At 65.4% G+C, this 23,744-nt stretch carries 26 protein-coding genes; 14 read left to right on the forward strand and 12 right to left on the reverse strand.

Annotated features, from left to right (window positions below; all coding sequences use genetic code 11):
* The first annotated feature begins 212 nt into the window (after window positions 1-212).
* Entirely contained in the window at window positions 213-437 is a 225-nt protein-coding gene (locus D779_RS04355) for a hypothetical protein (protein WP_052347823.1), read from the forward strand.
* Window positions 438-684: 247 nt separating this feature from the next.
* Here the strand turns inward: D779_RS04355 and D779_RS04360 are convergent, their stop codons facing one another.
* The 3 genes from D779_RS04360 to D779_RS04370 all read right to left on the reverse strand — a co-directional run bounded on the left by D779_RS04360 (window position 685) and on the right by D779_RS04370 (window position 5,402).
* Window positions 685-2,100 (reverse strand): sodium-dependent transporter, encoded by a 1,416-nt coding sequence (locus D779_RS04360; RefSeq protein ID WP_043749984.1) that lies wholly within the window; start codon window positions 2,098-2,100, stop codon window positions 685-687.
* A gap of 160 nt (window positions 2,101-2,260) precedes the next feature.
* Entirely contained in the window at window positions 2,261-4,294 is a 2,034-nt protein-coding gene (locus D779_RS04365) for a sodium-translocating pyrophosphatase (protein WP_043749985.1), read from the reverse strand.
* A gap of 631 nt (window positions 4,295-4,925) precedes the next feature.
* Window positions 4,926-5,402: an Hsp20 family protein gene (locus D779_RS04370; RefSeq protein WP_043750124.1), complete on the reverse strand. Its 477-nt coding sequence runs from the start codon at window positions 5,400-5,402 to the stop codon at window positions 4,926-4,928.
* A 258-nt stretch (window positions 5,403-5,660) separates the two neighbouring features.
* On the opposite strand from D779_RS04370, the gene lexA reads away from it, so the two are divergent.
* Window positions 5,661-6,122: a transcriptional repressor LexA gene (lexA, locus tag D779_RS04375; protein WP_043749987.1), complete on the forward strand. Its 462-nt coding sequence runs from the start codon at window positions 5,661-5,663 to the stop codon at window positions 6,120-6,122.
* A gap of 96 nt (window positions 6,123-6,218) precedes the next feature.
* A complete protein-coding gene (locus D779_RS04380; protein WP_043750128.1) occupies window positions 6,219-7,094 on the forward strand; it encodes a TauD/TfdA family dioxygenase in 876 nt (291 codons plus the stop codon).
* A gap of 75 nt (window positions 7,095-7,169) precedes the next feature.
* Here the strand turns inward: D779_RS04380 and hisC are convergent, their stop codons facing one another.
* The 9 genes from hisC to D779_RS04425 form a co-directional block, all read right to left on the reverse strand.
* On the reverse strand, window positions 7,170-8,249 hold the full coding sequence (gene hisC, locus D779_RS04385; protein WP_043749989.1) for a histidinol-phosphate transaminase: 1,080 nt from the start codon (window positions 8,247-8,249) through the stop codon (window positions 7,170-7,172).
* Window positions 8,246-9,553: a histidinol dehydrogenase gene (gene hisD / locus D779_RS04390; protein ID WP_081763325.1), complete on the reverse strand. Its 1,308-nt coding sequence runs from the start codon at window positions 9,551-9,553 to the stop codon at window positions 8,246-8,248. Before hisD ends, hisC begins: the two co-directional genes overlap by 4 nt.
* 170 nt (window positions 9,554-9,723) lie before the next feature.
* Window positions 9,724-10,368 carry an ATP phosphoribosyltransferase gene (hisG, locus tag D779_RS04395; RefSeq protein ID WP_043749993.1) on the reverse strand — a complete coding sequence of 215 codons (645 nt, stop codon included), beginning with the start codon at window positions 10,366-10,368 and terminating at the stop codon, window positions 9,724-9,726.
* The gene (gene murA / locus D779_RS04400; RefSeq protein ID WP_043749996.1) at window positions 10,365-11,645 is read right to left on the reverse strand and encodes a UDP-N-acetylglucosamine 1-carboxyvinyltransferase; all 1,281 of its coding nucleotides are present in this window, start codon (window positions 11,643-11,645) and stop codon (window positions 10,365-10,367) included. The genes hisG and murA overlap by 4 nt, the downstream gene beginning before the upstream one ends.
* 80 nt (window positions 11,646-11,725) lie before the next feature.
* Window positions 11,726-12,046: an STAS domain-containing protein gene (locus D779_RS04405; protein ID WP_052347824.1), complete on the reverse strand. Its 321-nt coding sequence runs from the start codon at window positions 12,044-12,046 to the stop codon at window positions 11,726-11,728.
* Window positions 12,043-12,633 carry an MlaC/ttg2D family ABC transporter substrate-binding protein gene (locus D779_RS04410; protein WP_232424062.1) on the reverse strand — a complete coding sequence of 197 codons (591 nt, stop codon included), beginning with the start codon at window positions 12,631-12,633 and terminating at the stop codon, window positions 12,043-12,045. The genes D779_RS04405 and D779_RS04410 overlap by 4 nt, the downstream gene beginning before the upstream one ends.
* 29 nt (window positions 12,634-12,662) lie before the next feature.
* The gene (gene mlaD / locus D779_RS04415) at window positions 12,663-13,130 is read right to left on the reverse strand and encodes an outer membrane lipid asymmetry maintenance protein MlaD (protein ID WP_043750002.1); all 468 of its coding nucleotides are present in this window, start codon (window positions 13,128-13,130) and stop codon (window positions 12,663-12,665) included.
* Window positions 13,131-13,135: 5 nt separating this feature from the next.
* Entirely contained in the window at window positions 13,136-13,918 is a 783-nt protein-coding gene (mlaE, locus tag D779_RS04420) for a lipid asymmetry maintenance ABC transporter permease subunit MlaE (RefSeq protein WP_043750004.1), read from the reverse strand.
* Window positions 13,915-14,739, reverse strand: coding sequence for an ABC transporter ATP-binding protein (locus tag D779_RS04425; protein ID WP_043750007.1), 825 nt, complete (start codon window positions 14,737-14,739; stop codon window positions 13,915-13,917). Before D779_RS04425 ends, mlaE begins: the two co-directional genes overlap by 4 nt.
* A gap of 390 nt (window positions 14,740-15,129) precedes the next feature.
* Here D779_RS04425 and D779_RS04430 point away from each other — a divergent pair, with 390 nt between their 5' ends.
* From D779_RS04430 to D779_RS04480, 11 genes are all read left to right on the forward strand, one after another.
* Complete coding sequence (locus tag D779_RS04430; protein ID WP_043750134.1) at window positions 15,130-16,149, forward strand: KpsF/GutQ family sugar-phosphate isomerase; 1,020 nt, start codon at window positions 15,130-15,132, stop codon at window positions 16,147-16,149.
* An 83-nt stretch (window positions 16,150-16,232) separates the two neighbouring features.
* On the forward strand, window positions 16,233-16,754 hold the full coding sequence (kdsC, locus tag D779_RS04435) for a 3-deoxy-manno-octulosonate-8-phosphatase KdsC (protein ID WP_043750009.1): 522 nt from the start codon (window positions 16,233-16,235) through the stop codon (window positions 16,752-16,754).
* Window positions 16,751-17,365 (forward strand): LPS export ABC transporter periplasmic protein LptC, encoded by a 615-nt coding sequence (lptC, locus tag D779_RS04440; protein ID WP_043750012.1) that lies wholly within the window; start codon window positions 16,751-16,753, stop codon window positions 17,363-17,365. The genes kdsC and lptC overlap by 4 nt, the downstream gene beginning before the upstream one ends.
* On the forward strand, window positions 17,362-17,883 hold the full coding sequence (gene lptA, locus D779_RS04445; RefSeq protein WP_052347825.1) for a lipopolysaccharide transport periplasmic protein LptA: 522 nt from the start codon (window positions 17,362-17,364) through the stop codon (window positions 17,881-17,883). Before lptC ends, lptA begins: the two co-directional genes overlap by 4 nt.
* Before the next feature lie 25 nt (window positions 17,884-17,908).
* Entirely contained in the window at window positions 17,909-18,634 is a 726-nt protein-coding gene (gene lptB, locus D779_RS04450) for an LPS export ABC transporter ATP-binding protein (protein WP_043750015.1), read from the forward strand.
* A gap of 168 nt (window positions 18,635-18,802) precedes the next feature.
* Window positions 18,803-20,287, forward strand: a complete 1,485-nt coding sequence (locus tag D779_RS04455; RefSeq protein WP_043750018.1) for an RNA polymerase factor sigma-54 — start codon at window positions 18,803-18,805, stop codon at window positions 20,285-20,287.
* A gap of 30 nt (window positions 20,288-20,317) precedes the next feature.
* Window positions 20,318-20,638 carry a ribosome hibernation-promoting factor, HPF/YfiA family gene (hpf, locus tag D779_RS04460; RefSeq protein ID WP_043750140.1) on the forward strand — a complete coding sequence of 107 codons (321 nt, stop codon included), beginning with the start codon at window positions 20,318-20,320 and terminating at the stop codon, window positions 20,636-20,638.
* A gap of 297 nt (window positions 20,639-20,935) precedes the next feature.
* Window positions 20,936-21,385, forward strand: coding sequence for a PTS sugar transporter subunit IIA (locus D779_RS04465; protein WP_043750021.1), 450 nt, complete (start codon window positions 20,936-20,938; stop codon window positions 21,383-21,385).
* Between the two features lie 22 nt (window positions 21,386-21,407).
* Window positions 21,408-22,370: an HPr(Ser) kinase/phosphatase gene (gene hprK, locus D779_RS04470; RefSeq protein ID WP_043750025.1), complete on the forward strand. Its 963-nt coding sequence runs from the start codon at window positions 21,408-21,410 to the stop codon at window positions 22,368-22,370.
* A gap of 90 nt (window positions 22,371-22,460) precedes the next feature.
* On the forward strand, window positions 22,461-23,318 hold the full coding sequence (rapZ, locus tag D779_RS04475) for an RNase adapter RapZ (RefSeq protein WP_043750026.1): 858 nt from the start codon (window positions 22,461-22,463) through the stop codon (window positions 23,316-23,318).
* Window positions 23,315-23,716 carry a PTS sugar transporter subunit IIA gene (locus tag D779_RS04480; RefSeq protein WP_043750029.1) on the forward strand — a complete coding sequence of 134 codons (402 nt, stop codon included), beginning with the start codon at window positions 23,315-23,317 and terminating at the stop codon, window positions 23,714-23,716. Before rapZ ends, D779_RS04480 begins: the two co-directional genes overlap by 4 nt.
* Window positions 23,717-23,744: the final 28 nt, after the last annotated feature.

Here is a 23,744-nt window from a genome sequence, read left to right on the forward strand (position 1 = left end):
GAATGGACGGTCGGCCGGCCCGAAGGGAGCGCCGGTCCATCGGGAACGCCCCTCCCGCCAAGGCCCGGCACCGGGGAAGCGCTTTCAGAAGAAGTCGCCCGACCCTTTGGGAAAACCCAGGGACGCGAATGATACCCTCAATTGGGGCGAGCGAATGGGAGACCGCCAAATCATCTCGGCGTGGGTAGCAGACAAGACCGAAAGGCGACGCTATGAGCAAACCCATCGTTCAGCAGGACCTGGATCTCGATCGACTGCCGCCCCTGAGCGAAGAGCAGAGAGCCGAACTCGCGGCACTCCGCGCGCGCGATGACAGCGCGATCGACGACAGCGACATCCCTCCCCTCACCGATGACGCCTGGAACCAAGTCGTGCAAGGGCGTTTCTACAAACCTACCAAGACCTCGACCACCATCCGCCCCTGCATCACCAAGTAGGGCGCAATAGTGCAACGTATTGCGCCGCATGCCGGATTGCACAAACGCCAACACACGAATCGAGCCAGCATGGTCGGTCTACTCCATTCGGCGGAATACGCTATCGCTATTCCGCCCTACGGGGCTACCAACAGCGCCGCGTTGGGCCTCGTACCTCGGCCCAACCTACAAATCGGCTGTTCCGGCAAGAGCAAGCGGCGAATCGGAGACACGGCTGCTGTCCGCACTGCACGCGCAAGGCAGGAGCTCAAATCACCCCGATCGCATGCAGGAAGACGATCACCACCAGCAGCGGCGAGATATAGCGCACCAGGAATCGCCAGACCCGATAGCCGATGGACTCGCCCGCCTGCAGCTCGTCCCGGGTCGAGGCGCGGGACATGATCCAGCCGGCGAAGATGGCGATGAAGAAGCCGCCGAGGGGCAGCAGGATGTTGGCGGTCAGATAGTCGAACAGGTCGAAGATCGTCTTGCCGAAGAGCTGGAATTTCTCGCCGGACATGAGGTTGAAGGAAAAGACGGTGCCGAGCCCGAGGAACCAGGCCAGGAAGCCGACGACGACCGAGGCCGAAATGCGGCCGAGTCCGTGGTTCTCGACCAGCCAGGCGACGGCCGGCTCGATGATCGAGATGGCCGACGACCAGGCGGCGAAGACCAGGAGCACGAAGAAGAGGGTTCCGAAGAACTGGCCGAAGGGCATGGCGCCGAAGGCGATGGGCAGAGTCTGGAAGATGAGACCCGGCCCGGCGGCGGGCTGCAGACCGTTGGCGAAGACGATGGGGAAGATGGCCATGCCGGCAAGGAGGGCGACGGCCGTATCCGCGATCACGATCACCAAGGTCGCGCGGCCGATGGAGGCATCGCCGGGCATGTAGGAGCCGTAGACCATGATGGCGCCCATCCCGAGACTCAGGGTGAAGAAGGCGTGCCCAAGAGCGATGAGGATGGGCTCGCCGCTGAAGCGGCAGACCTCGGCACCGGCCGCATCGAGCTCGCAATGGTAGAAGACCTTGCCGAAATCCGGACTGAAGAGGAAATCCAGGCCCTTGCCGAAGGCGCCCAGGGTCATGGCATAGGCCACCAGGATCAGCAGCAGCAGGAAGAGTGCCGGCATCAGAAAGGTGACGGCCTTCTCCAGTCCGCCCTGTACGCCGCGTGCCACCACGACCATGGTCATGACCATGAAGATGGTGTGCCAGGCCAAGACCGACTCGGGGGCGCCGACGAAATCCTTGAAGAGCGTGCCGACCTGGTCGGCGCTCGCGCCCGAGAAAAAGCCCGCGGCGGTATGGAAGACGTAGGCGAGCGCCCAACCGCCGATGACGCTGTAATAGGACAGGATAAAAAAGCCGGTGATGACCCCGCCCCATCCGAGCAGCGACCAGGCGGGATGAGCGGCCTCGTCCTTGACGAGCGCGCGCATGGTGTTGATCGGACTTTGCCGCCCGCGCCGGCCGATGAGGACCTCGGCCATCATGATGGGGATACCGATCAGAGCGATGCAGCACAGATAGATGAGGACGAAGGCGCCACCGCCGTTCTCCCCGGTGATATAGGGGAACTTCCAGATATTGCCCAGCCCCACTGCGGAACCGACGGCCGCCAGGATGAAGATGAGGCGGGACGACCATTGGCCGTGGATGGAGCTTCGCTGTTCCGACATAGAGGCTCGTCCGTCGCTGAATCTGTTGCAAACGGCGCTCATTGTCGGCGAAGCCGTTCGTCGCCACAAGCCGGCCGGACACTGAAACGCAAAACGCGACCCGGAGGTCGCGTTCGATCTCGGCGAGACCGGGGACGCGCCCCGGTCGGGTCCGACTAGATCACAGCAGGGGCACCAGGAGCAGCGCCACGATGTTGATGATCTTGATCAGCGGGTTGATGGCGGGGCCAGCGGTGTCCTTGTAGGGGTCGCCGACGGTATCGCCGGTCACGGCCGCCTTGTGGGTCTCGGAGCCCTTGCCGCCGAAGTTGCCTTCCTCGACGTACTTCTTGGCGTTGTCCCAGGCACCGCCGCCGGTGCACATGGAGATGGCCACGAAGAGACCGGTGACGATGGTGCCGATCAGCATGCCGCCCAGTGCGCGGATGCCGGCGCCGTCGCCCATGAGGATGTTCATGCCCATGGCGACCGCGACCGGAACCAGGATCGGCAGCAGCGAGGGGATGACCATCTCCTTGATGGCGGCCTTGGTCAGGAGGTCGACGGCACGGGAGTAGTCCGGCTTGGCGGAGCCGTCCATGATGCCCTTGATCTCCTTGAACTGACGGCGCACCTCCATGACGACCGCGCTGGCGGCGCGGCCGACGGCCTCCATCGCCATGGCGCCGAACAGATAGGGCACCATACCGCCGATGAAGAGACCGATGATGACGGCCGGGTCGGACAGCATGAAGTCCTGCATCTTGCCGGCCGCTTCCAGGTTGTGGGTGTAGTCGGCGAAGAGCACCAGCGCAGCCAGACCGGCGGAGCCGATGGCGTAGCCCTTGGTCACGGCCTTGGTGGTATTGCCCACGGCGTCGAGGGCGTCGGTGGTCTTGCGCACGTCCTCGGGCAGACCGGACATCTCGGCGATGCCGCCGGCGTTGTCGGTGATGGGACCGTAGGCGTCGAGCGCCACGATCATGCCGGCCATGGAGAGCATGGCGGTGGCGGCGATGGCGATACCGTAGAGATCGGCGACCCCGTAGGCGGCCCAGATGGCGACGCAGACCGCAAGGACGGGCAGCGCGGTCGACTTCATGGAGATGGCCAGACCCGCGATGACGTTGGTCGCGTGACCGGTCTGGGATGCCTCGGCGACATATTGAACCGGACGGAACTCGGTCGCGGTGTAGTACTCGGTGATGAACATGAGCGCTGCGGTCAGACCCAGACCGATGAGCGCGCAGAAGAGCATCGAGAAGAAGTGATCGCCCATGAGCAGGCCGGTCACGACCGCGAACATGATGAAGGCGAGACCGCCCGCGACCGCCGTGCCCTTGTAGAGCGCGGTCATGATGCGACCGCCATCGGTGGCCTTGACGAAGTAGGCGCCGACGATGGAGGCGATGATGGAGACTGCGCCCAGCGCGAGCGGGTAGATGACGTAGTCGATGTCGAAGCCGCCGGCGGCCTTGGACAGCAGACCGCCCAGAACCATGGTGGCGATGATGGTGACCGCGTAGGTCTCGAAGAGGTCGGCCGCCATGCCGGCGCAGTCACCGACGTTGTCGCCCACGTTGTCGGCGATGACCGCCGGGTTGCGCGGATCGTCCTCGGGGATGCCGGCCTCGACCTTGCCCACCAGGTCCGCACCGACGTCGGCGCCCTTGGTGAAGATACCGCCACCCAGTCGGGCGAAGATGGAGATCAGCGAGCCGCCGAAGGCGAGACCGATCAGGGCGTGCAGGGCCGGCTCGTCGGCGCCGAGGAAGAGGAAGTAGCCCGCCACCCCGATGATGCCCAGACCGACCACCAGCATGCCGGTGACGGCACCGCCGCGGAAGGCGATGGCCAGTGCGGCCTCGAGGCTCACGGTCGCGGCCTGAGCGGTGCGCACGTTCGAGCGAACCGATACGTTCATGCCGATATAGCCGGCGAGGCCGGAGAGGATGGCGCCGATGGCGAAACCACCGGCCGTGGCCAGGTCGAGCATCAGCCACAGCACGACGAAGAGCGCCGCACCCACCATGGCGATGGTGCTGTACTGGCGGTTGAGGTAGGCCCTGGCACCGGTCTGAATCGCTGCCGCGATTTCCTGCATGCGTTCGGAGCCGGCGGACTGGGAGTTGATCCAGGCCACGACGACGAGGCCGAAGATTACAGCCAGTGCTCCGGCGCTGATCGCGAACCAAAGGACGAAATCTGTTGACATTGAGATCCCCCCGTTACGGGTTTTCGTTGGTTTGAGCCGAGCGAAATGGGCGACCAATCGCAACGTCGGGATACAGCGGTGGACGGACCGATCAGCCGCCAAAACGGCACGGAACTTTACCATAAAGGTCTCGGCCTTTTGGCGCTCCGGCCAGGCATATTCGCCTCTGCAAGTGGATGCCGCCGAATCGAAATCCGCGATCGAAGCGGCGCCCCATCCGCCCCGCCCCGGCATCGGCTCCCAACCCCGCTCTGCAATCCTTGTTAATCATCGACTTGGATCGAATGCCGGATGCGATGAAGGGAGAGAGGATCGTCGCGCCCAAGCACATCATACGATGTTCCCAATGGACGCATTAAATTAATCAATGCTCTTTATTGGGATCGAGACCAAACACGAATTGCACTGACTCCGCACGATCACGCCAGTGTAACGGAATGAAATGACTGAAAAGGGACGATTCGGCGACCGAACGCCCGCACACGTCACAACGAGGATGCCCACATTCGACTCACTCGCTGCACGCTCGGCCAGCGCAGGCCGATCAGAGGGTCAACGAGGAACGGCCGGGCTAGAGCCCGGCCGTTCCATGCCGGCGATGGATCGAGCGTCGCCGGTACAGTCTCGCGCCTTATGCGGCCTTGGCCGTTTCCTCCGAGCCCGATTCATGGGTGATCGACGGCCCGCCATCCGTGCCGCGGATCTCGATGCGGCGCGGCTTCATGGCCTCGGGGACCTCGCGCACCAGCTCGATGTTGAGCAGGCCGTTCTCCAGGCGGGCCTCGGCGACCCGGACATAGTCGGCCAGCTGGAACTTGCGCTCGAAGCCGCGGTTGGCGATGCCGCGATAGAGGAAATTGCCCTCCGCCTCGGCCGTCTTGCGCTGACCGGTCACGGTGAGCAAATTCTCCTTCGCCTCGATATCCAGCTCGGACTCGGTGAAACCCGCCACGGCGAGCGTGATGCGGTAGCTGTTCTCGTCCATGACCTCGACGTTGTAGGGCGGATAGCCGCCCGGCTCGGTCCGGTAGGCGGTCTCAAGCGAATTGGCCAGACGATCGAAGCCGATCATGGAGCGGAACAGGGGTGAGAAGTCGAGCGTTGTCATGACATATCCTCCGATGAGCAATATGTGCCACAAGGCAATATGAACGATGAGATGGCGTTCTTGCGAACCGCCGGTTTCGCAGTCCCCGACCGGGCGACTGCTTACGTTATGTAAAGTAGACCCGGATTAGCACTCTGTCAAGATGAGTGCTAACAAATTCTCGCGAAGCCATCGGCATCCACTTTCTCGCGCCTCTCGCGCTCGGGTAGACTGGGGCATCCTGCGACAGCCTTCGCGACCCGGCCATCGGAGAAGCCCATGGCGCAACCCCTCTATCTCATCACCAAACGTGCCCATGCGATCTGGACTCCCGCGCTCGAGCCGCTGGAGCTCGAAGGCGAGGACGGGGTATCGCTGCCCCTGCTCGGATACGTGAGCGCCGGAAGGCCGGTCGACCTCTCCGAGGACCAGGAGAGCGTCACGGTTCCGCGCAACATGGTGCGCAAGAACAGCTATGCGCTGCGGGTGCGCGGACACTCGATGATGGACGACCAGATCCAGGACGGGGACATCATCATCGTCGAGCAGCGCCAGACGGCCGAGAACGGAGAGACGGTGGTCGCCCTGATCAAGGGCGAGCAGGTCACGCTCAAGCGTTTCTACGTCGAGCCGGACGGCATCCGGCTGCAGCCGGCCAATCCGAACATGGAGCCCATCCATCTGAAGCACGACGAGATCCAGATCCTGGGGATCGTCTCGGGCGTGGTGCGGATGTCCTGACTCCCTGTTTGCCCTGCAGCGCCATTCGCGCCAGCTAGAATCCGTTCTTCGGAGAAGATCGAGAGGACGCAGCCCCATATGTCCGAGACAACATCCATGACCGGTTCGCCGTTCGATCCCATCAACGAAACGTCCTATCGAGTCTGGCGCGAACGCAAGCTGTCGCAGGCCCCGACGAGGCTCGATGCCCTGATCGTCGAGGTCGGCGACCCTCGCCGGTTGAGCCAGGCCGAGCATGCCGCGATCCTAGAGCGCTGCCGAGCGGCCAACATGGCGATCTATGCAGGCACGACGGGAGAGAATCCGGACAAATCCATCCCCCGCGAACTCGGAACCAGGTTCGGTCTGAACCGCCTGGACCACAACCCGGGGGCCGACGAGGACGCCATCACCTCCCTGACGGTCCAGACGGACCGGCGCCATCGGGACTTCATCCCCTACTCCGACCAGCCGATCTCCTGGCACACCGACGGCTACTACAACCGCCCGGACCGCCAGATCCACGGTATGCTGCTGCACTGCGTCCAGCCCGCCGACGCGGGCGGCGCGAACGCCCTGCTCGATCACGAGATCGCCTACATGCTGCTGCGAGACCGGGATCCAGAGCACGTCCGCGCACTCATGCACCCGGAAACCATGGCCATCCCGGCCAGTCATGTCGATGGAAAAGAGACGCGCCCGGACTGCTCGGGCCCCGTGTTCTCGGTGCGCGCGGATGGACGTCTGCACATGCGCTTCACCAACCGCAAGCGCAACATCCGCTGGCGCAACGACCCGGCGACCGGCGCCGCCGTCGCCGCGCTCAGAGAGATCCTGGAGGAAGAGTCGCCCTGGCACTTCAGCGCGCGACTCGAATCGGGCTGGGGACTCATCTGCAACAACGTGCTCCACACCCGCACCGGATTCAGCGACGGCGAGAACCGGCGTCTCATCTATCGCGCGCGCTATTACGACCGGATCGAGGGATGTTGAACCTGAAGGTATCCCCGATGAACGTCGGGGGCACCCCCAGGCAGCAGAGAGAGGGTCGGGTACGCCCCCGCAACCCTATGCCATCACCGCCTTCAGCGCCTCGACCATGGCCGCATTCTCCTCGGGCGAGCCGACCGTCAGACGCAGGCAGTCGGCGAGCAGGGGATGGGCCCCGTCGAGGTTCTTGATCAGGATCTTGCGTTCCTTGAGCCCATCGAAAATGGCGCCCGCCCGCCCGGCCGGGGTGCGGACGAGGATGAAGTTGGCCTCGCTCGGATAGAGCTGCAGCCCCTCGATCCCGCCCAGCGCCTCGAACAGATGGCCGCGCTCGGTGCGGATGCTCTGGGTCTGGGCGTCGAAGACGTCCTTGTGCTCGAGCGCGAAGGTGGCCGAGACCTGAGTGAGGACGTTCACGTTGTAGGGCAGACGCACCTTGTCGATCTCGGCCAGCCAGGGCGTCGGACCGACCAGATAGCCGAGCCGCAGACCCGCCAGCCCCATCTTGGAGACGGTGCGCATGACCAGCAGGTTGTCCCAGTCGCCGAGCAGGCCCATGAAGCTGTAGTCGGTGAAGGGGGCATAGGCCTCGTCGACGATGACCAGACCGGGAGCGGCCTCGATGATGCGGACCATGTCGTCGACGTCGAAGCGGTTGCCCGTCGGGTTGTTCGGATAGGCCAGATAGACCAGCGCCGGCTGCTCGCGCTCGATCGCCTCCAGCATCGCCGGCAGATCCAGCGAGAAGTCCTCGGCCTGGAGCGGCACGCCGACGTACTCCATCCCGGAAAAGAGCCCGACCATGCGGTAGATGACGAAGCCGGGCTCCACCGAGAGCACCTTGCGCCCCGGCTGGGCGACCGTCAGGGCCAGCATCTGGATCAGCTCGTCCGAACCGTTGCCGAGCAGCAGACCCATGTCGGACGGGATGCCCATGGCCTTGCGCAGCGCCGCCTGCAGCGCCTCGCCCTGAGGATCCGGATAGCGGTTCGGCTCGACCCCGCGCAGCGTCTCCAGCCATTCGGAGAGCAGCGACTCGGGCCAGCCATAGGGATTCTCCATGGCGTCCAGCTTGATCAGGCCGGCGGCCGGCGGGACATGATAGGCGCGCAGCGCGAGGATCTCGGGCCGCACCAGTGATTCGATCCGCGATTTCATGACGCATCCTCGCCGCGATATTCGGCCGAGCGGGCGTGGGCGGTGAACCCCTCGCCACGCGCCAGCACGGATGCGGTGCGCGAGAGCACCGCCGAGCCGGCGCTCGAGCACAGGATGAGGCTCGATCGCTTCTGGAAATCGTAGACCCCCAGAGGCGACGAGAAACGGGCGGTCCGCGAGGTCGGCAGCACGTGGTTGGGACCAGCGCAGTAGTCCCCCAGGGCCTCGGCCGTGTAGCGTCCCATGAAGATGGCGCCGGCGTGCCGGATGCGCCCGACGATGGACTCCGGATCCTCGACCGACAGCTCCAGGTGCTCGGGCGCGATCTCGTTGGCGACGGCGATGGCGTCGTCCAGATCGCGGGCGAGGACGAGGGCGCCGCGCGCCTTCAGGGCGGCGTCGATGATCTCCCGGCGCTCCATGGTCGGCAACAGCCTGTCGATGCTGGCGGCGACGCGGTCGAGGAACTCGGCGTCCCAGCTCACCAGGATGGACTGGGCGTCCTCGTCGTGCTCGGCCTGGGAGAAGAGGTCCATGGCGATCCAGTCCGGATCCGTCCCGCCGTCGCAGACGACCAGGATCTCGGAGGGGCCGGCGACCATATCGATGCCGACCTGGCCGAAGACGGCACGCTTGGCGGTGGCGACATAGATGTTGCCGGGGCCCACGATCTTGTCCACGCCCGGAATCGTCTCGGTGCCGTAGGCGAGCGCGGCGACGGCCTGGGCGCCGCCGATGGCGAAGGCGCGGTCGACCCCGGCGATGTGCGCCGCGGCCAGGACCAGCTCGTTGAGCTCGCCGTCCGGGGTCGGCACCGCCATGATCAGCTCGGAGACGCCCGCCACCTTGGCCGGGATGGCGTTCATCAGCACCGAGGAGGGATAGGCCGCCTTGCCGCCCGGCACATAGAGCCCGACGCGGTCGAGCGGCGTGACCTGCTGGCCCAGCAATGTGCCGTCGTCCTCGCGATAGCTCCAGCCGGACATCTTCTGATGCTCGGCATAGGCGCGGATGCGCTCGGCGGCCGTCTCCAGCGCCTGGCGCTGATCGGCGGGGATGGCCGCCCAGGCCCGGGCCAGACGCGAGCGCGGAAGCTCCAGATCGGCCGCGGAGGCCGGCGCCCAGCGGTCGAAGCGCGCGGTGTAGTCCATCAGGGCGGCGTCGCCGCGCGCGCGGACCTCCTTGATGATCTCGGCGACGGTGCCTTGCACCCGGTCGTCGGAGACCGAATCCCAGGCCAGCAGGGCGGAGAGCCGCGCCTGGAAATCGGCGTCCTGGGTGGAGAGACATTTGATATCGGTCACGGTTGTCTCGCTCATGTTTGGTTGGTAGCTGTCAGCTTCCAGCCACCAGCTGATGTATGTCTTTATGGGCGACCCCTTTCCTCATCCAGCCAAGCATCGGCCAAGGGATCGAGATTGGAAAGCGGCTCCAGCCAAGCTGGCAGCTGGTCGCTGGAAGCTGGCCGCTTCAATCATTCGCCGCCGACGGCCTCGCGCAGTAATTCCAGCAGCCCGGTCACCGCCTCGTGCTTCATCTTCCAGGAGGCCTTGTTCACCACCAGGCGCGAGCTGATGTCGGCGATGTGCTCGAGCGGCACCAGACCGTTGGCCTTGAGCGTGTTGCCGCTCTCGACCAGGTCGACGATCTGGTCGGCCAGGCCGACCAGGGGCGCCAGCTCCATGGAGCCGTAGAGCTTGATGATCTCGACCTGCTGTCCCTTGGCGGCGAAATAGCGCTCGGCGCAATGGACGTATTTGGTGGCGATCCGCAGCCGGCGGGAAGACGGCGGCCGGGAATCCGGCAATCCCGCCACCATGAGGCGACAGCGCGCGATCTCGAGATCCAATGGCTCGTAGAGCCCCTCGCCGCCGTGTTCGAGCAGCACGTCCTTGCCCGCCACGCCCAGATCGGCCGCGCCGTACTGAACGTAGGTGGGCACGTCGCTGGCCCGGATGATGACGAACTTGACCCTGGGATTGGTGGTCTCCAGGATCAGCTTGCGGCTGGTCTCCGGATCCTCCAGCGGCTCGACGCCGGCATGCGCCAGGAGCGGCAGCGTCTGTTCGAAGATCCGCCCCTTCGAGAGGGCGATGGTCAGAGAGGCGTTCAGATTCATGCTGCGTTCATCCGGCTCGTCCCGGCGATGCGCTGGATGCTCGCACCCAAGGCCAGGAGCTTGTCTTCGATGTTCTCATACCCGCGATCCAGGTGATAGATGCGGTCGATCAGCGTCTCGCCCCGGGCCACCAGGCCAGCCAGCACCAGACTGGCCGAGGCGCGCAGGTCGGTCGCCATCACCGGGGCCGCGGTCAGGCGCTCGACGCCGTGACAGATGGCGACATTGCCCTCGATACGGATGTCGGCACCCATGCGCTGCAGCTCGGGGACATGCATGTAGCGGTTCTCGAAGATGGTCTCGGCCACCGCGCCAACGCCCTCGGCGATGCTGTTGAGGGCGCAGAACTGGGCCTGCATGTCGGTCGGGAAGGCCGGATGGGGCGCGGTATGGATGTCGACCGACCTGGGGCGCCGGCCGCGCATGTCCAGCTCGATCCAGTCCTCGCCCACCATAACCTCGGCCCCGGCCTCCTGCAGTTTCTGCAGCACCGCATCGAGACAGTCCGGGCGGGTCTCGGTGACCCGCACCCGGCCGCCGGTCATGGCCGCTCCGACCAGGAAGGTTCCGGTCTCGATCCGGTCCGGCATGACCCGATAGCGCGCCCCGGAGAGCCGCTCGACGCCCTGGATCTGGATCAGGTCCGTTCCCGCCCCTTCGATGCGCGCCCCCATGGCGTTGAGGAAGTCGGCCAGGTCGACGACCTCGGGCTCGCGGGCGGCGTTTTCGATCAGGGTCTCGCCATCGGCAAGCGCGGCGGCCATCATGAGGTTCTCGGTCCCGGTGACCGAAACCACCTCCATCACCAGCCGCGCGCCGTGCAGACGCTCGGCACGCGCGCGGATATAGCCGCCCTCGACGCCGATGTCGGCGCCCATGGCGCGCAGGCCCTCGATGTGCAGGTTCACCGGACGGGCGCCGATGGCGCAGCCTCCCGGCAGCGACACGTCCGCCCGCCCGTAGCGCGCCACCAAGGGTCCCAGCACCAGAATCGAGGCGCGCATGGTCTTCACCAGCTCGTAGGGCGCCACGAAACTGGTGAGGGTCCGGGGCTCCACCGTCACCACGCCCGAGCCGTTTGGCGTCAGACGGGCGCCCATCCGACCCAAAAGCTCGAAGGTGGTCGAGATGTCGCGCAGTCGAGGCACGTTTTCGAGCGCGACCGGCCCATCCGCGAGCAGGGTCGCCGCCAGAATCGGGAGCGCGGCATTTTTGGCACCGGAGGCGCGCACCTGGCCATGCAATGGATTGCCGCCGGTGATGAGAAGCTTGTCCATGATCGAATCGATGAAACCGGGAAGGATTGGGTGGAATCAAGGGCAGGCCGATATCGCCGAGACGAATGGCGAACGCATCGTCAGACGGCGATCGGCAGCACATCCTGCAGGTTGGAGAAGGCGGCGATCCGCCGCAGCGAGTCCGGGACGTTGGCGTAGGATAGATGAATGTCGCGGGCTCGCGCCACGTCGAGCCACTCGAGGAGCAGCGCGAGCCCCGCGCTGTTGGCCGAATCCACCTCGGCGAGGTCGATGACCAGGGTATCCGCGTCAGGCCGGCCGGCGTCCCTCAACAGCCGTTTCCCGGCTAGAGCCAAAGAGGTCACCGTCCCGAAGTCCAAGCCCCCTTGCAGTCGCCAGCGACCGGAATCGACCTGCGTCAGGCGCACCTCGGCGCTCACTCCCGCCCATCCCTGTTCATCTCGTCCAGCTTGGCGATCAGGCCGTCGATGCCGCTCTGGCGCACCTCGTTGGCGAAACTGTTGCGGTAGTTTCCGACCAGGCTGGCATTGTTGATGACGACGTCGTAGACCTTCCAGCCGCTGCCGTTGTCGTACATGCGATAGTCGACCGGGATCGGGGTGGAACCGGCCTCTCGCACCTCGGTGGGCACCACGACCATGTTCGGACGGCTACCCGGCTTGACCGACAGATAACGGATCTCCTGACCCGAATAGCTGAGCAGCGAGCGGGCATAGGTGCGCACCAGCACCTGTTTGAAGCCATCGACCAGGGCGCGCTGCTGCTGCGCGCTGGCCTGGCGCCAGTACTGTCCGACCGCGCCCTGAGTGATGCGCTGGAAATCGAAATGCGGGGCCACGACGTTCTCGATCATGCCGTAGATGAGCGAGGGATTGCGGTCGATCTCGGTCTTGCGGGCCTCGAGCGTGCTCAGCATGCGCTCGGAGGTACGCTTCACCAGCGCCGAGGCGTCGTCCTGAGAGGCCAGAAGGGCGCCGCTCCAAGCGAGCGGCAAAAGGAACAGCATCGACAGAAGGAACCGACGTTGAGGAAACATTAGCCGCTTTCACCTGCTTTCTTGAAGAGAAACTGCCCGATCATCTGTTCGAGGAGCAGTGCCGATTGCGTGTTGGCGATCGCGTCGCCATCGCGCAGGAATTCCGGGCTTCCGCCGGGCTCCAGTCCGATGAACTGCTCGCCCAGCAGACCCGAGGTAAAGATGTTGGCGAAGGTGTCGTCCGGGATCGAATCGACGGCCGCGTCGATCCGCATGCCGACCACGGCCTCGTAGGTCGTCTTGTCGAAGCTCACCGACTCGACCCGGCCGATGCGCACCCCCGCCATGGTGACCGGGGCGCGAACCTTGAGACTGCCGATGTTCGAGAAACGAGCCGTCAGCTGATAGCCGTCCTCGCCGGAGATCATACTGAGATTGCTGACCTTCATCGCCAGGAAGAAGAGCGCCACGACGCCCAGTGCCACGAAGGCACCGACCATGGCCTCGATAGTATGCCGCTTGCCCATTGCCATCAGTCTCCAAACATCAAGGCCGTCAGAACGAAATCGAGCCCCAGGACCAGCAGGGCCGCGTGCACCACCGAGCGGGTGGTCGAACGGCTCACGCCCAGCGAGGTGGGCACCGTATCGTAGCCCTGGAAGAGCGCGATCCAGGTAACGGCGATACCGAAGACCAAACTCTTGATGACGCCGTTGAGAATATCCTCCTGGAAGTCGACCTTGGCCTGCATCTGACTCCAGAAGGCCCCCTCGTCGACGCCGAGCAGACCCACGCCGACGAAATAGCCCCCGAGCACCCCGACCGCGCTGAAGATGGCGGCCAGCAGGGGCATGGCGATAACACCGCCATAGAAACGCGGAGCCAGGATGCGACGGACCGGATCGACCGCCATCATCTCGAGACCCGAGAGCTGCTCGGTCGCCTTCATCAGACCGATCTCGGCGGTCAGGGACGATCCGGCGCGCCCCGCCACCAGGAGGGCCGCGACCACGGGGCCGAGCTCGCGCACCAGCGAGGCGGCGACCATGATACCAAGGCTCTCCTCGGCGCCGAACTGCTGAAGCACGTAATAGCCCTGCAGCCCCAGCACCATGCCGACGAAGAGCCCGGAGACCCCGACGATGAGCAGCGAGAGCACGCCCAGGTTGTAGATCTGATCGAACAGCAGACGCGGACGCCGCAGAACCTCGCCGGTGCCGCCGAGAATCGCCAGCAGCAGCAGGTGCGCGCGACCCAGTCGTTCCAGCGCGCCGATCACGCCACGGCCGAGCCGGGCCAGTCCCTCGAATCTCATCGACGCCTCCCAGGTGAACGCAGATCCTCGTCCAGTGGAGACGCCGGATAGTGGAAATGCACGGGCCCGTCGGGCAGGCCGTCCATAAACTGCCGGACCGGCTCGGAATCGTCGCCCTCGATCTGTTCACGCGTTCCCTGGGCGATGATACGCCCCTGGGACAGGATATAGAGATAGTCGGCGATGCTCGCCGTCTCCTGGACGTCGTGCGACACCAGGATGCTGGTCATGCCGGCCGCATCGTTGAGCTGTCGGACCAGACTCACCAGCATGCCCAGGGAAATGGGATCCTGACCGGTGAAGGGCTCGTCGTAGAGGATCATCATGGGGTCGAGCGCGATGGCCCGGGCCAGCGCCACGCGACGCGCCATGCCGCCGGACAGCTGGCTGGGCATCAGGTCGCGCGCGCCCCGCAGCCCCACGGCCTCGAGCTTCAGCAGCACCAGCTTGCGCAGCATGGACTCATTGAGGTCGGTGTGCTCGCGCAGCGGATAGGCGACGTTCTCGAAGACGTCGAGATCGGTGAGCAGCGCACCGCTCTGGAACAGCATCCCCATGCGCCGGCGCAGCCGGTAGAGACCGGCCTTGTCCAGGCGCAGCACATCCTCGCCGTCGACCTCGATCGAGCCGGCGTCGGGGCGCAGCTGACCGGTGATCAGCTTGAGCAGGGTCGTCTTTCCCGTTCCGCTCGGCCCCATCACGGCCGTCACCGAGCCGCGCAGGATGTCCAGGCTCAGGTCGTCGAAGATGACGCGCGGCCCGCGCCTGAAATGCAATCCGCGGATCCGCACCAGCACATCGCGATCAGACTCGACGGACATGACTCTTCCTCGTGGCGAAGACCGTTGGCGCCGATTCGTCGATGCGCTCGGACGATGCACGGACATCGCCCGAGCCCCAAGCCAGCCGCACAGCCATCGCGCCCCACCTATGCATGGTCGTGATTCCGCGTAAGAGGCATCATTGGCCAAAAGCCGTAAATTCTCGCGACCGCGGCCAGTAACGTCAAGTTGCGTGACGACCCCGAGGCGGAATCCACAATGCTTCCCAGATTGCCGGACTCATCCGCACGCCCCGCGCGACACCCGCCGCATACCCGGGACATGCAAGCCGCCCATGGTGTATTTTTGTCACGCCTTCCGCGATCCGTGATGGGCAGGCGCCCCGAGATCCATCGAAACGACCCGAAAACCGACAGGACCCAGGCGAGCATGACTGAACGCAGAGAACTCGGCGCACGCGAGGCCATGCTGGCCGAAGGCCAGGCGGACAAGATCCTGGAGCTCGGGCGCGCCGTGATCGACACCGAGGCCGGCGCGGTCGCCGCGCTCGCCGCGCGCATCGACGCCGCCTTCCTCCAGGCATGCCGCTACATGCTCGTCTGCGAGGGCCGCATCGTGGTGCTCGGCATGGGCAAGTCCGGACACATCGGGGGCAAGATCGCGGCGACCCTCGCCAGCACCGGCAGTCCGGCCTTCTTCGTCCACCCGGGCGAGGCGAGCCACGGGGATCTGGGCATGATCACGCCGCGCGACGTGGTGCTCGCCATCTCCAATTCGGGCGAGACCGAGGAACTGCTGGTCATTCTGCCGCTCATCAAGCGGCTCGCCGTGCCCCTGATCACCATGACCGGCCGACGCGGCTCGACCCTGGCGCGCGAGGCCGACGTGAATCTCGATATCAGCGTCGCCAGCGAGGCCTGTCCGCTCGGTCTCGCCCCGACCTCGAGCACCACGGCCGCGCTCGCGATGGGAGACGCACTGGCGATCGCCCTGCTCGAAAGCCGCGGCTTCACGGCCGAGGATTTCGCCCGCTCGCACCCGGCCGGGTCGCTCGGACGCCGCCTGCTGCTGCACGTCTCGGACATCATGCACCGCGACGCGCGCCTGCCGGCGGTCCCGCTTGGCACCAGTCTCATGGACACGCTCGAGGAGATGTCGCGCGGCGGACTGGGCATGAGCGCCATTCTGGCCCCAGACGGCACCCTGGCCGGCATCTTCACCGACGGCGACTTGCGCCGTGCGCTCGACCGCGGCGTCGACGTGCACCGAACGCGCATCGATTCGGTCATGACCCCCGACTGCGTCACCATCTCCCAGGACGCGCTCGCCGTCGAGGCGGTGCGCCTGATGGAATCCAGATCCATCAACGGTCTGCTGGTGCTCGACCCCGGGAGACGGCCGATCGGGGCCCTCAACATGCACGATCTGCTCCGAGCGGGCGTGGTGTAACAGCCGGCCGGTACCCAACAAGCGCCACGCCGCCTCATGCGCCCAGCATTCATCCGTTCAATCGCCAACGAGGTCAGCCAGCCATGCAGGACATTCGAGAACGCGCATCCCGGATCCGACTGGTCATTTTCGACGTCGACGGAGTGCTGACGGACGGCAGCCTCTATCTCGGCGACGACGGACTCGAATACAAGGCGTTCCACTCGCGCGACGGTCACGGCATGGTGATGCTCCAGGAGACCGGCGTGCGGCTGGCGGTGATCACCGGACGCAGCTCCCAGGTGGTCCAGATGCGCATGGCCAGCCTGGGCATCTCGGAGGTCTACCAGGGCCATCGCGACAAGCGCCCCCCCTACGAAGAACTCAAGCAGCGGCTCGATCTCCAGGACGAGGCCATCGCCTATGTCGGCGACGATCTGGTCGACCTGCCCGTCATGCGCCATGTCGGACTCGCGGTCGCCGTGGCGGACGCCCACCCGAGGGTTCGCGAGCAGGCCCACTGGACCACCGATGCGTCAGGCGGACGCGGTGCGGCCCGCGAGGTCTGCGAGCTGATCCTCGAGGCCCAGGGCAACCTCGAGCGCGTCATGGAGCGCTATCGATGACCGCCTATCGGGGCTATCTCGAGCGGTCTTTCTGGAACGCGAGACAGTTTCTGCTCGCGGCCTGCCTCGCCGCCCTGGGGATCGCGGCCTGGTGGTCGCTCAAACCCACCGGGGACGATGAAGGAACCCCGGCGGCGCGGCCCAGACTGCCGGACTATGTCGTGCAGCAATTCTCCGCGGTCGAGACGGACGACACCGGACGCCCGACGCGTCACCTGACCGCGACCGAGCTGCGGCACTATGCGCAAGAGGACGTCTCCGAGCTCGACCGGCCGCGTCTCGATCTCCTCCAGACCGAAGGGCCGCCCTGGCATGCCGAGTCGGAGCGAGGAACGGTCTTCGCCGGCGGCGACCAGATCCGCCTCGAGGGCCGGGTCCAGATGGACCGCCCGGGCGACGGCGAGAATCGTCCGGCCCATCTGGAGACCGAGCGTCTGGATATCTGGCGCAAACAGGGCCTCGCCGAAACCGACCTGGAGGTGCGCGTCCGCAGCGACGACGACGCACTGACCGCCAATGGCATGCGTCTCTGGTACAACGAACCGACCCGAACCACCTTCCACGGACGCGCGCGCATCCGGCTCGCGCCCGAGCAGGATCCTCAGCCATGACCCATTCCCATGCCCATCGGCCCCGTTCGGCCGGCCAGATGGCCGCCTGGCTCCTGATCGCGCTCGCCGGCCTAACCACCACCCAGGCATGGGCCCTGGAGGAGGACGCCAGCAAGCCGATGCTCATCGAAGCGGACGACGTCGAGGTCCGAGAGAGCGACAACACCAGCGTCTACGTCGGCAACGTCCAGGTCGACCAAGGCAGCATGCGGCTACTGGCCGATCACGTGACCGTCTATCATCGCGAGGATCGGCAGCCCAGACTCATCATCGCCCTGGGCGAGCCGGCCCGCTACAAGCAGCTGCTCGACGGCGATCAGGGCGAGGTCGAGGCGTTCGCCAAGCGCATGGAGTACGACGCCGACAAGGACGAGCTGATCCTGATCGGCGACGGGCTGCTGATCCAGGGCACCGACCGTCTGGCCAGCGACCGCATCATCTACGATCGCGCCCATGCCCAGTTCCGGGCCGGAGGCTCGGGACGGGTCAAAATCACCATCACCCCGGAGAAGCAATGACAAGGCCCGCGACCAGGAGCTCAGCTTGACCGCCCTGCGCGCCGAACACCTGAGGAAGAGCTACCGTCGGCGGCAGGTTCTGCAGGACGTCACGGTCGAGGTCGAGCCGGGCGAGGTGGTGGGACTGCTGGGCCCCAATGGGGCCGGCAAGACGACCTGCTTCTATCTCATCGTCGGTCTCATCGCCGCCGATCAGGGACGCATCTCGCTGAACGAACGCGACATCACCCGACTGCCGATGCATGCCCGCGCGCGCGCCGGACTCAGCTATCTGGCGCAGGAGCCCTCGGTGTTCCGAAAGCTCTCGGCACGCGAGAACATCCTCGCCATCCTCGAAACCCGGCGCGATCTCATACGCGCCGAGCGCCAGGAACGCTGCGAACGGCTGCTCGAAGAGCTGGGCATCGCCCATGTCGCCGACTCGCTCGCCCTGAGCCTCTCGGGCGGCGAGCGGCGGCGGCTCGAAATCGCCCGGGCGCTCGCGGTCGACCCGGCGGTCATGCTGCTCGACGAGCCCTTCGCCGGCGTCGATCCCATCGCCGTGGGCGACATCAAGGCGATCGTCTCCCATCTTCGCGAGCGGCGCATCGGCGTCCTCATCACGGACCACAATGTCCGCGAGACGCTGGATATCTGCGATCGAGGCTACATCATCAGTACGGGAACGGTGATCGCCACCGGGCGCCCCAGCGAGCTGCTCGCGGACCAGCAGGTTCGCGACGTCTATCTCGGCGCCGATTTCTCGATGTAGACGGCGACCCGTCGAAGCATCTATAACCAAGAGGAGAGTGCGGCGCGCGATACGAGATCCAGGCCCGGCACGGCTCGACCTCCAGCCCACCGAAATGGGCTAGAATCATTACAGGCACCTTTATTGCTTTAGCCCCGAGCGGATCACACCAAGACGCCTACGCGATCGATGAAGCAATCCATACAGCTTCGCCTCAGCCAACACCTCACCATGACGCCCCAGCTGCAGCAGGCGATCAAGCTGCTGCAGCTGTCGACGCTCGAACTCCAGAAGGAGATCCAGGAGGCGCTCGAAACCAACCTCATGCTCGAAGAGGGGGACGAGAGCGAACGCTCGCCGGCCGCCGAATCCCAGGATGCGCGCATCGACCACAGTCAGGACGCGGAGCCTCAGCGCGGCGAGCAGGATCTCGCCATCGACCGCGAGATCCGCGCCGAATCGAACGAGATGCCCGAGGACCTGCCGGTCGACACCCAGTGGACCGACGTCTACGACAGCTATCTGCCGCCGACCGTGCACGGGACCGACGATGGCTCGGATTTCGACCCCTTCGCCCAGCAGAGCCGCCCCCAGACCCTACAGGACCACCTCGCCTGGCAGCTGAACCTGAGCCGCCTCAACGACCGCGATGACGCGATCGCCCAGGCGGTCATCGATTCGATCGATCGCGACGGCTATCTGCGCGCAGACGTCGAGGATCTGGTCGCCGCCATCGACGATCCGGGCGTCAGCCTCGAGGAGATCGAGACCCTGGTCCACCGCGTCCAATCGCTCGACCCTCCGGGCATCGGCGCGCGCAATCTCCAGGAATGCCTGATCATCCAGCTGCGTCAGCTGCCGCAGCGGACCGGCGCCCGCGACCTGGCGATCCGGGTCTGCGCCGAGGGCTTCGATCACCTGCCTCGGGGCGACATCGCCGCGCTCGCCCGTCAACTGAAGGAACCCGAGGAGCGGATCGCGGAGGCGCTCGCCCTGATCCGCCGGCTCAATCCCAGACCGGGGAACTTGATCGAAGAGGCGCCGCCGGAGTACGTTGTCCCCGACATCTTCGTGCGCAAACGGGAGGGCCGCTGGCACGTGGAGCTGAATCCGGAGTCGACGCCGAAACTGCGGGTGAACGCGGACTACGCGAGTCTGATCCGGCGCGCCGATCAGAGCGCGGACGGCGCCACGCTCAAGAGTCATCTGCAGGAGGCGCGATGGTTCATCAAGAGCCTCACGAGCCGCAACGACACGGTACTGCGCGTGGGATCCAAGATCGTGGAGATGCAGCAGGACTTCTTCGAGCACGGCGACGAGGGGATGCGCCCCATGGTCCTGCGCGACATCGCCGAAGCGCTCGAGCTGCACGAATCCACCGTCTCCCGGGTCACCACCCAGAAATTCATGCATACACCCCGAGGCACATTCGAGTTCAAGTACTTCTTTTCGTCACACGTGAGCACCGCTTCTGGCGGCGAGTGTTCGTCCACGGCAATCCGCGCCCTGATCCGCAAGCTGATCTCGGGGGAATCCGCCAGAAAGCCCCTGAGCGACAGCAAAATCGCGCAGGAACTCGCGGACCAGGGAATCAAGGTCGCGCGCCGAACAGTCGCCAAATATCGCGAGGCAATGGGGATCCCACCCTCGAACGAGCGCAAACGCCTGGCATGACAGGCCGTTTGAACCTTAAGGAGTCATATGATGCAGATCAACCTGACGGGTCACCACATCGACGTCACCGATGCGCTGAAGAGTTATGTCGACAGCAAATTCGAACGTCTAGCGCGACACTTCGACCACGTCATCAACGCCCACGTCGTCCTCAGCGTCGAAAAGCTCGCCCAAAAGGCTGAAGCGACTCTCCATGTCAATGGGGGCAAGGTCTTCGCCGACTCCGTCCATGAGGACATGTATGCGGCCATCGACGGACTCATCGACAAGCTCGATCGTCAAATCATCCGCCACAAGGAAAAGAAAAGCGACCACCGGGCCGCCGCCCCCAAAATCGCCGAGCCGGAATGAAGGATCTGCACACGGAGACCTGACGGACGCGTCGATCGACTGAGACGCGCGACACCTCGAACGGACCGGGGAGGGCCGTTCGAGGTGTTTTTCATTGAGACGATGGCGAATGAGCACATATGATGCACGCGTCATCCTACCTACCCGTCATCGGGACGATCCGAGGAAACCACGACTCATGACCAAGATCATTTGTCCGCGGCGCCAGAGCCGGAATTGGCCGTCGCCGAGCGACCTGGTCGCCCTGAAGCACGCCGATCGCCATGAAGCGCGCCGGTGATTGACAGGAGTTGGCCCATGTTCAGCCCCGACCTGATCAGCGAATCCCGCATCGGATGCGGGCTTGAGATCTCCAGCAAGAAGCGTCTGCTCGAAACCCTGGCCGAACTCCTGGCGAGCGATCATCCGCGCCTGCAGACGGAGACCGTCTTCGAGCGTCTGCTCGAGCGCGAGCGTCTCGGCAGCACGGGCCTCGGCCACGGGATCGCGTTGCCCCATGCGCGCCTGAAGGATGTCTCCGACGTGCTCGGCGCCTTCGTACAGACCAAGACGGGCGTCGATTACGACGCCACCGACGGCGAGCCGGTCGACCTGGCCTTCGCCCTGCTCGTTCCGGAGGCCGCGAACGAGGAGCATCTGCACCTGCTCGCCCATCTGGCCAGTCTGTTCAGCGACCCCCAGATCCGAGCCCAATTGCGCGAAGCCGACTCCCCCGCCCGGCTCCTGAGCATCCTGAGCGCCGGATAGACCGCTCGGCGAGGCGTCTGCCATGATCGACAGCCTGCAATTACTGATCGCTCAGACGGCACCCCAGCTCAAGCTCCGCTGGCTCACCAAGGAACCGGCCGCACCTCGGCCCTTGCGCGGCGAGAGTCCCAAGCACGCACAGCAATCCTTGATCGGCTCGCTGAACTGCATCCATCCCAACCGGCTGCAGGTCATCGGCCGTCCCGAGCAGATCTACCTGACCGGACTGGGCAGCACGGCCTACGCCGAGACCATCGACAAGCTCTTCGCCGACCATCCGGCCGCGGTCATCTTCTCCGACGACATCGAGCCGGACGCAACCCTGCTCGAGGCCGCCGAGCGCACCCAGACCCCGCTCCTGGCCTCGTCGCTCGACGATCAGGACCTGATCAACCATCTGCGCTATTTCCTGACCCATGCGCTCGCCGAGCGCAAGACGATCCACGGGGTCTTCATCGAGGTGCTCGGCATGGGGGTCCTGCTGGTGGGGGATCCCGCGATCGGCAAGAGCGAGCTGGCGCTCGAGCTCATCAGCCGCGGCCACCGCATCATCGCGGACGACGCCCCCAGATTCGCCCGCATCGCGCCCGAGACCATCGAGGGAACCTGTCCGGAGACGCTCCGGGACTTCCTGGAGGTTCGGGGGCTGGGCATTCTCAACATCCGCGCCATGTTCGGCGAGGGCGCCGTGGTGCGGAGCAAGACCCTGCACCTCGTCATCGACCTGCAGCCACTGGATCATCGCCAGCTCGAATGCATCGACCGGCTCAGCGGCAGCCTGACCGCGATGAGCATCCTCGGCGTCGCCGTCCCCAAGATCGTCATGCCGGTCGCGCCGGGGCGCAACCTGGCCATCCTGGTCGAGGCCGCGGTACGCCACCAGATACTGCGGATCCGGGGCTATGATGCAGGGGTGGATTTCATCGACCGTCAGGCACGCGCGATCAGCGTCGACCGTCCGGACCCACCGACGTTCAAACGCTGAAAAGGCCAGGACAAGAGGCAGCGCCCCGGCCGAAGCCGTATCTCAACCGAACCCGATCGCAACGCATATTCGCTCGCTACGCATAATCCGATGAAACTCGTCATTCTCAGCGGTCTGTCCGGCTCCGGGAAGAGCGTCGCCCTCCACACGCTCGAAGACCTGGGCTACTACTGCATCGACAATCTGCCGCTCTTTCTGCTCAATGACCTGGCGCTCGAGCTCAACAAGAGGCTCGACACCGCCTTCGCCCACACAGCGGTCGGCATCGATGCCCGAACCAACGCCGAGGAGCTCAGACAGCTTCCCGAACTGGCAGCGACGGCCCTGTCGCGCGGTATCGACTGCCGGGTCCTCTTCCTCGAGACGCAGACCGAGACCCTCATCAAGCGCTTCAGCGAAACGCGGCGCAAGCATCCTCTGACGCGGGGAGACCGCCCCCTGGGAGAGGCCATCCAGCTGGAACGCGAGCTGCTCATGCCGATCCGCGACTGTGCCGAGCTCTGCATCGACACCACCCAGACCAACGTCCACGAGCTGCGCGACCGGGTGCGCGGCTGGGCGGTCGGGAACGCCTCGCCCAAGGCATCGATCCTGCTCCAATCCTTCGGCTTCAAGCACGGCGTGCCACAGGACGTCGATTTCATCTTCGATGTCCGTTGCCTGCCCAATCCGCACTGGCAGCCGGAGCTCAAAGCGCTGACCGGACTGGATCCGATGGTCGAGCGCTTCCTCGAATCCAGCGCCGAGACCCGGGCGATGCGCGACGACATCCTCGGCTTCTTCGAGCGCTGGATCCCCCATTTCGAGACCGACGGCCGCAGCTACCTCACCATCGCCATCGGCTGCACCGGAGGTCAGCATCGTTCGGTCTACATGACCGAGCAGCTGCGCCGCCGCTTCGAGGCGCTCGGCCACGACGTCATGGTCAGGCACCGGGAACTCGCGTGAGCGTCGGACTCCTCATCATCACCCACAGACCGCTCGCCGGGGACCTGCTGCGGATCGCCGGCGAGATCCTCGGCGGCTCTCCCCCCGGAGTCGAGGCGTTCGAGGTCGTCAACGACACGCCATGCGAGCAGCTCGTCGCGGAAGGGCTGAGACGCATCGACCGGCTCGAGCAGGGCGACGGCGTACTGGTGCTCACCGATCTGTTCGGCTCGACCCCGGCCAATGTCGCCACCAGCCTGCAGAATCTGCGCGCGAATGTGCGCGTGCTCACTGGCGTGAATCTGCCCATGCTGCTAAGAACATTGAATTACGCCGCCCTCGACCTGGAGACGGTGGCGGAAAAGGCGCTCCAGGGCGGACGCGACGGCGTCCGGCTGTGCGAGCACGAACCGCAATAAGACCGCTCAAGCACCAAGCAAGGATCCC

It is taken from the genome of Imhoffiella purpurea (assembly GCF_000585215.1).
Taxonomy (GTDB): domain Bacteria; phylum Pseudomonadota; class Gammaproteobacteria; order Chromatiales; family Chromatiaceae; genus Imhoffiella; species Imhoffiella purpurea.

Bases quoted from the DNA above. Each gene is read 5' to 3' on its own strand.
- D779_RS04425 (WP_043750007.1), bottom strand. From the start codon at position 14,739: ATGTCCGTCGAGTCTGATCGCGATGTGCTGGTGCGGATCCGCGGATTG.
- kdsC (WP_043750009.1), top strand. From the start codon at position 16,233: ATGCAGGACATTCGAGAACGCGCATCCCGGATCCGACTGGTCATTTTC.
- D779_RS04380 (WP_043750128.1), top strand. From the start codon at position 6,219: ATGACCGGTTCGCCGTTCGATCCCATCAACGAAACGTCCTATCGAGTC.
- D779_RS04410 (WP_232424062.1), bottom strand. From the start codon at position 12,633: ATGCTGTTCCTTTTGCCGCTCGCTTGGAGCGGCGCCCTTCTGGCCTCT.
- hisG (WP_043749993.1), bottom strand. From the start codon at position 10,368: ATGAATCTGAACGCCTCTCTGACCATCGCCCTCTCGAAGGGGCGGATC.
- mlaE (WP_043750004.1), bottom strand. From the start codon at position 13,918: ATGAGATTCGAGGGACTGGCCCGGCTCGGCCGTGGCGTGATCGGCGCG.
- D779_RS04455 (WP_043750018.1), top strand. From the start codon at position 18,803: ATGAAGCAATCCATACAGCTTCGCCTCAGCCAACACCTCACCATGACG.
- mlaD (WP_043750002.1), bottom strand. From the start codon at position 13,130: ATGGGCAAGCGGCATACTATCGAGGCCATGGTCGGTGCCTTCGTGGCA.
- D779_RS04430 (WP_043750134.1), top strand. From the start codon at position 15,130: ATGACTGAACGCAGAGAACTCGGCGCACGCGAGGCCATGCTGGCCGAA.
- murA (WP_043749996.1), bottom strand. From the start codon at position 11,645: ATGGACAAGCTTCTCATCACCGGCGGCAATCCATTGCATGGCCAGGTG.
- hprK (WP_043750025.1), top strand. From the start codon at position 21,408: ATGATCGACAGCCTGCAATTACTGATCGCTCAGACGGCACCCCAGCTC.
- D779_RS04365 (WP_043749985.1), bottom strand. From the start codon at position 4,294: ATGTCAACAGATTTCGTCCTTTGGTTCGCGATCAGCGCCGGAGCACTG.
- rapZ (WP_043750026.1), top strand. From the start codon at position 22,461: ATGAAACTCGTCATTCTCAGCGGTCTGTCCGGCTCCGGGAAGAGCGTC.
- lexA (WP_043749987.1), top strand. From the start codon at position 5,661: ATGGCGCAACCCCTCTATCTCATCACCAAACGTGCCCATGCGATCTGG.
- lptC (WP_043750012.1), top strand. From the start codon at position 16,751: ATGACCGCCTATCGGGGCTATCTCGAGCGGTCTTTCTGGAACGCGAGA.
- D779_RS04360 (WP_043749984.1), bottom strand. From the start codon at position 2,100: ATGTCGGAACAGCGAAGCTCCATCCACGGCCAATGGTCGTCCCGCCTC.
- D779_RS04370 (WP_043750124.1), bottom strand. From the start codon at position 5,402: ATGACAACGCTCGACTTCTCACCCCTGTTCCGCTCCATGATCGGCTTC.
- lptA (WP_052347825.1), top strand. From the start codon at position 17,362: ATGACCCATTCCCATGCCCATCGGCCCCGTTCGGCCGGCCAGATGGCC.
- D779_RS04465 (WP_043750021.1), top strand. From the start codon at position 20,936: ATGTTCAGCCCCGACCTGATCAGCGAATCCCGCATCGGATGCGGGCTT.
- hpf (WP_043750140.1), top strand. From the start codon at position 20,318: ATGCAGATCAACCTGACGGGTCACCACATCGACGTCACCGATGCGCTG.
- hisC (WP_043749989.1), bottom strand. From the start codon at position 8,249: ATGAAATCGCGGATCGAATCACTGGTGCGGCCCGAGATCCTCGCGCTG.
- D779_RS04355 (WP_052347823.1), top strand. From the start codon at position 213: ATGAGCAAACCCATCGTTCAGCAGGACCTGGATCTCGATCGACTGCCG.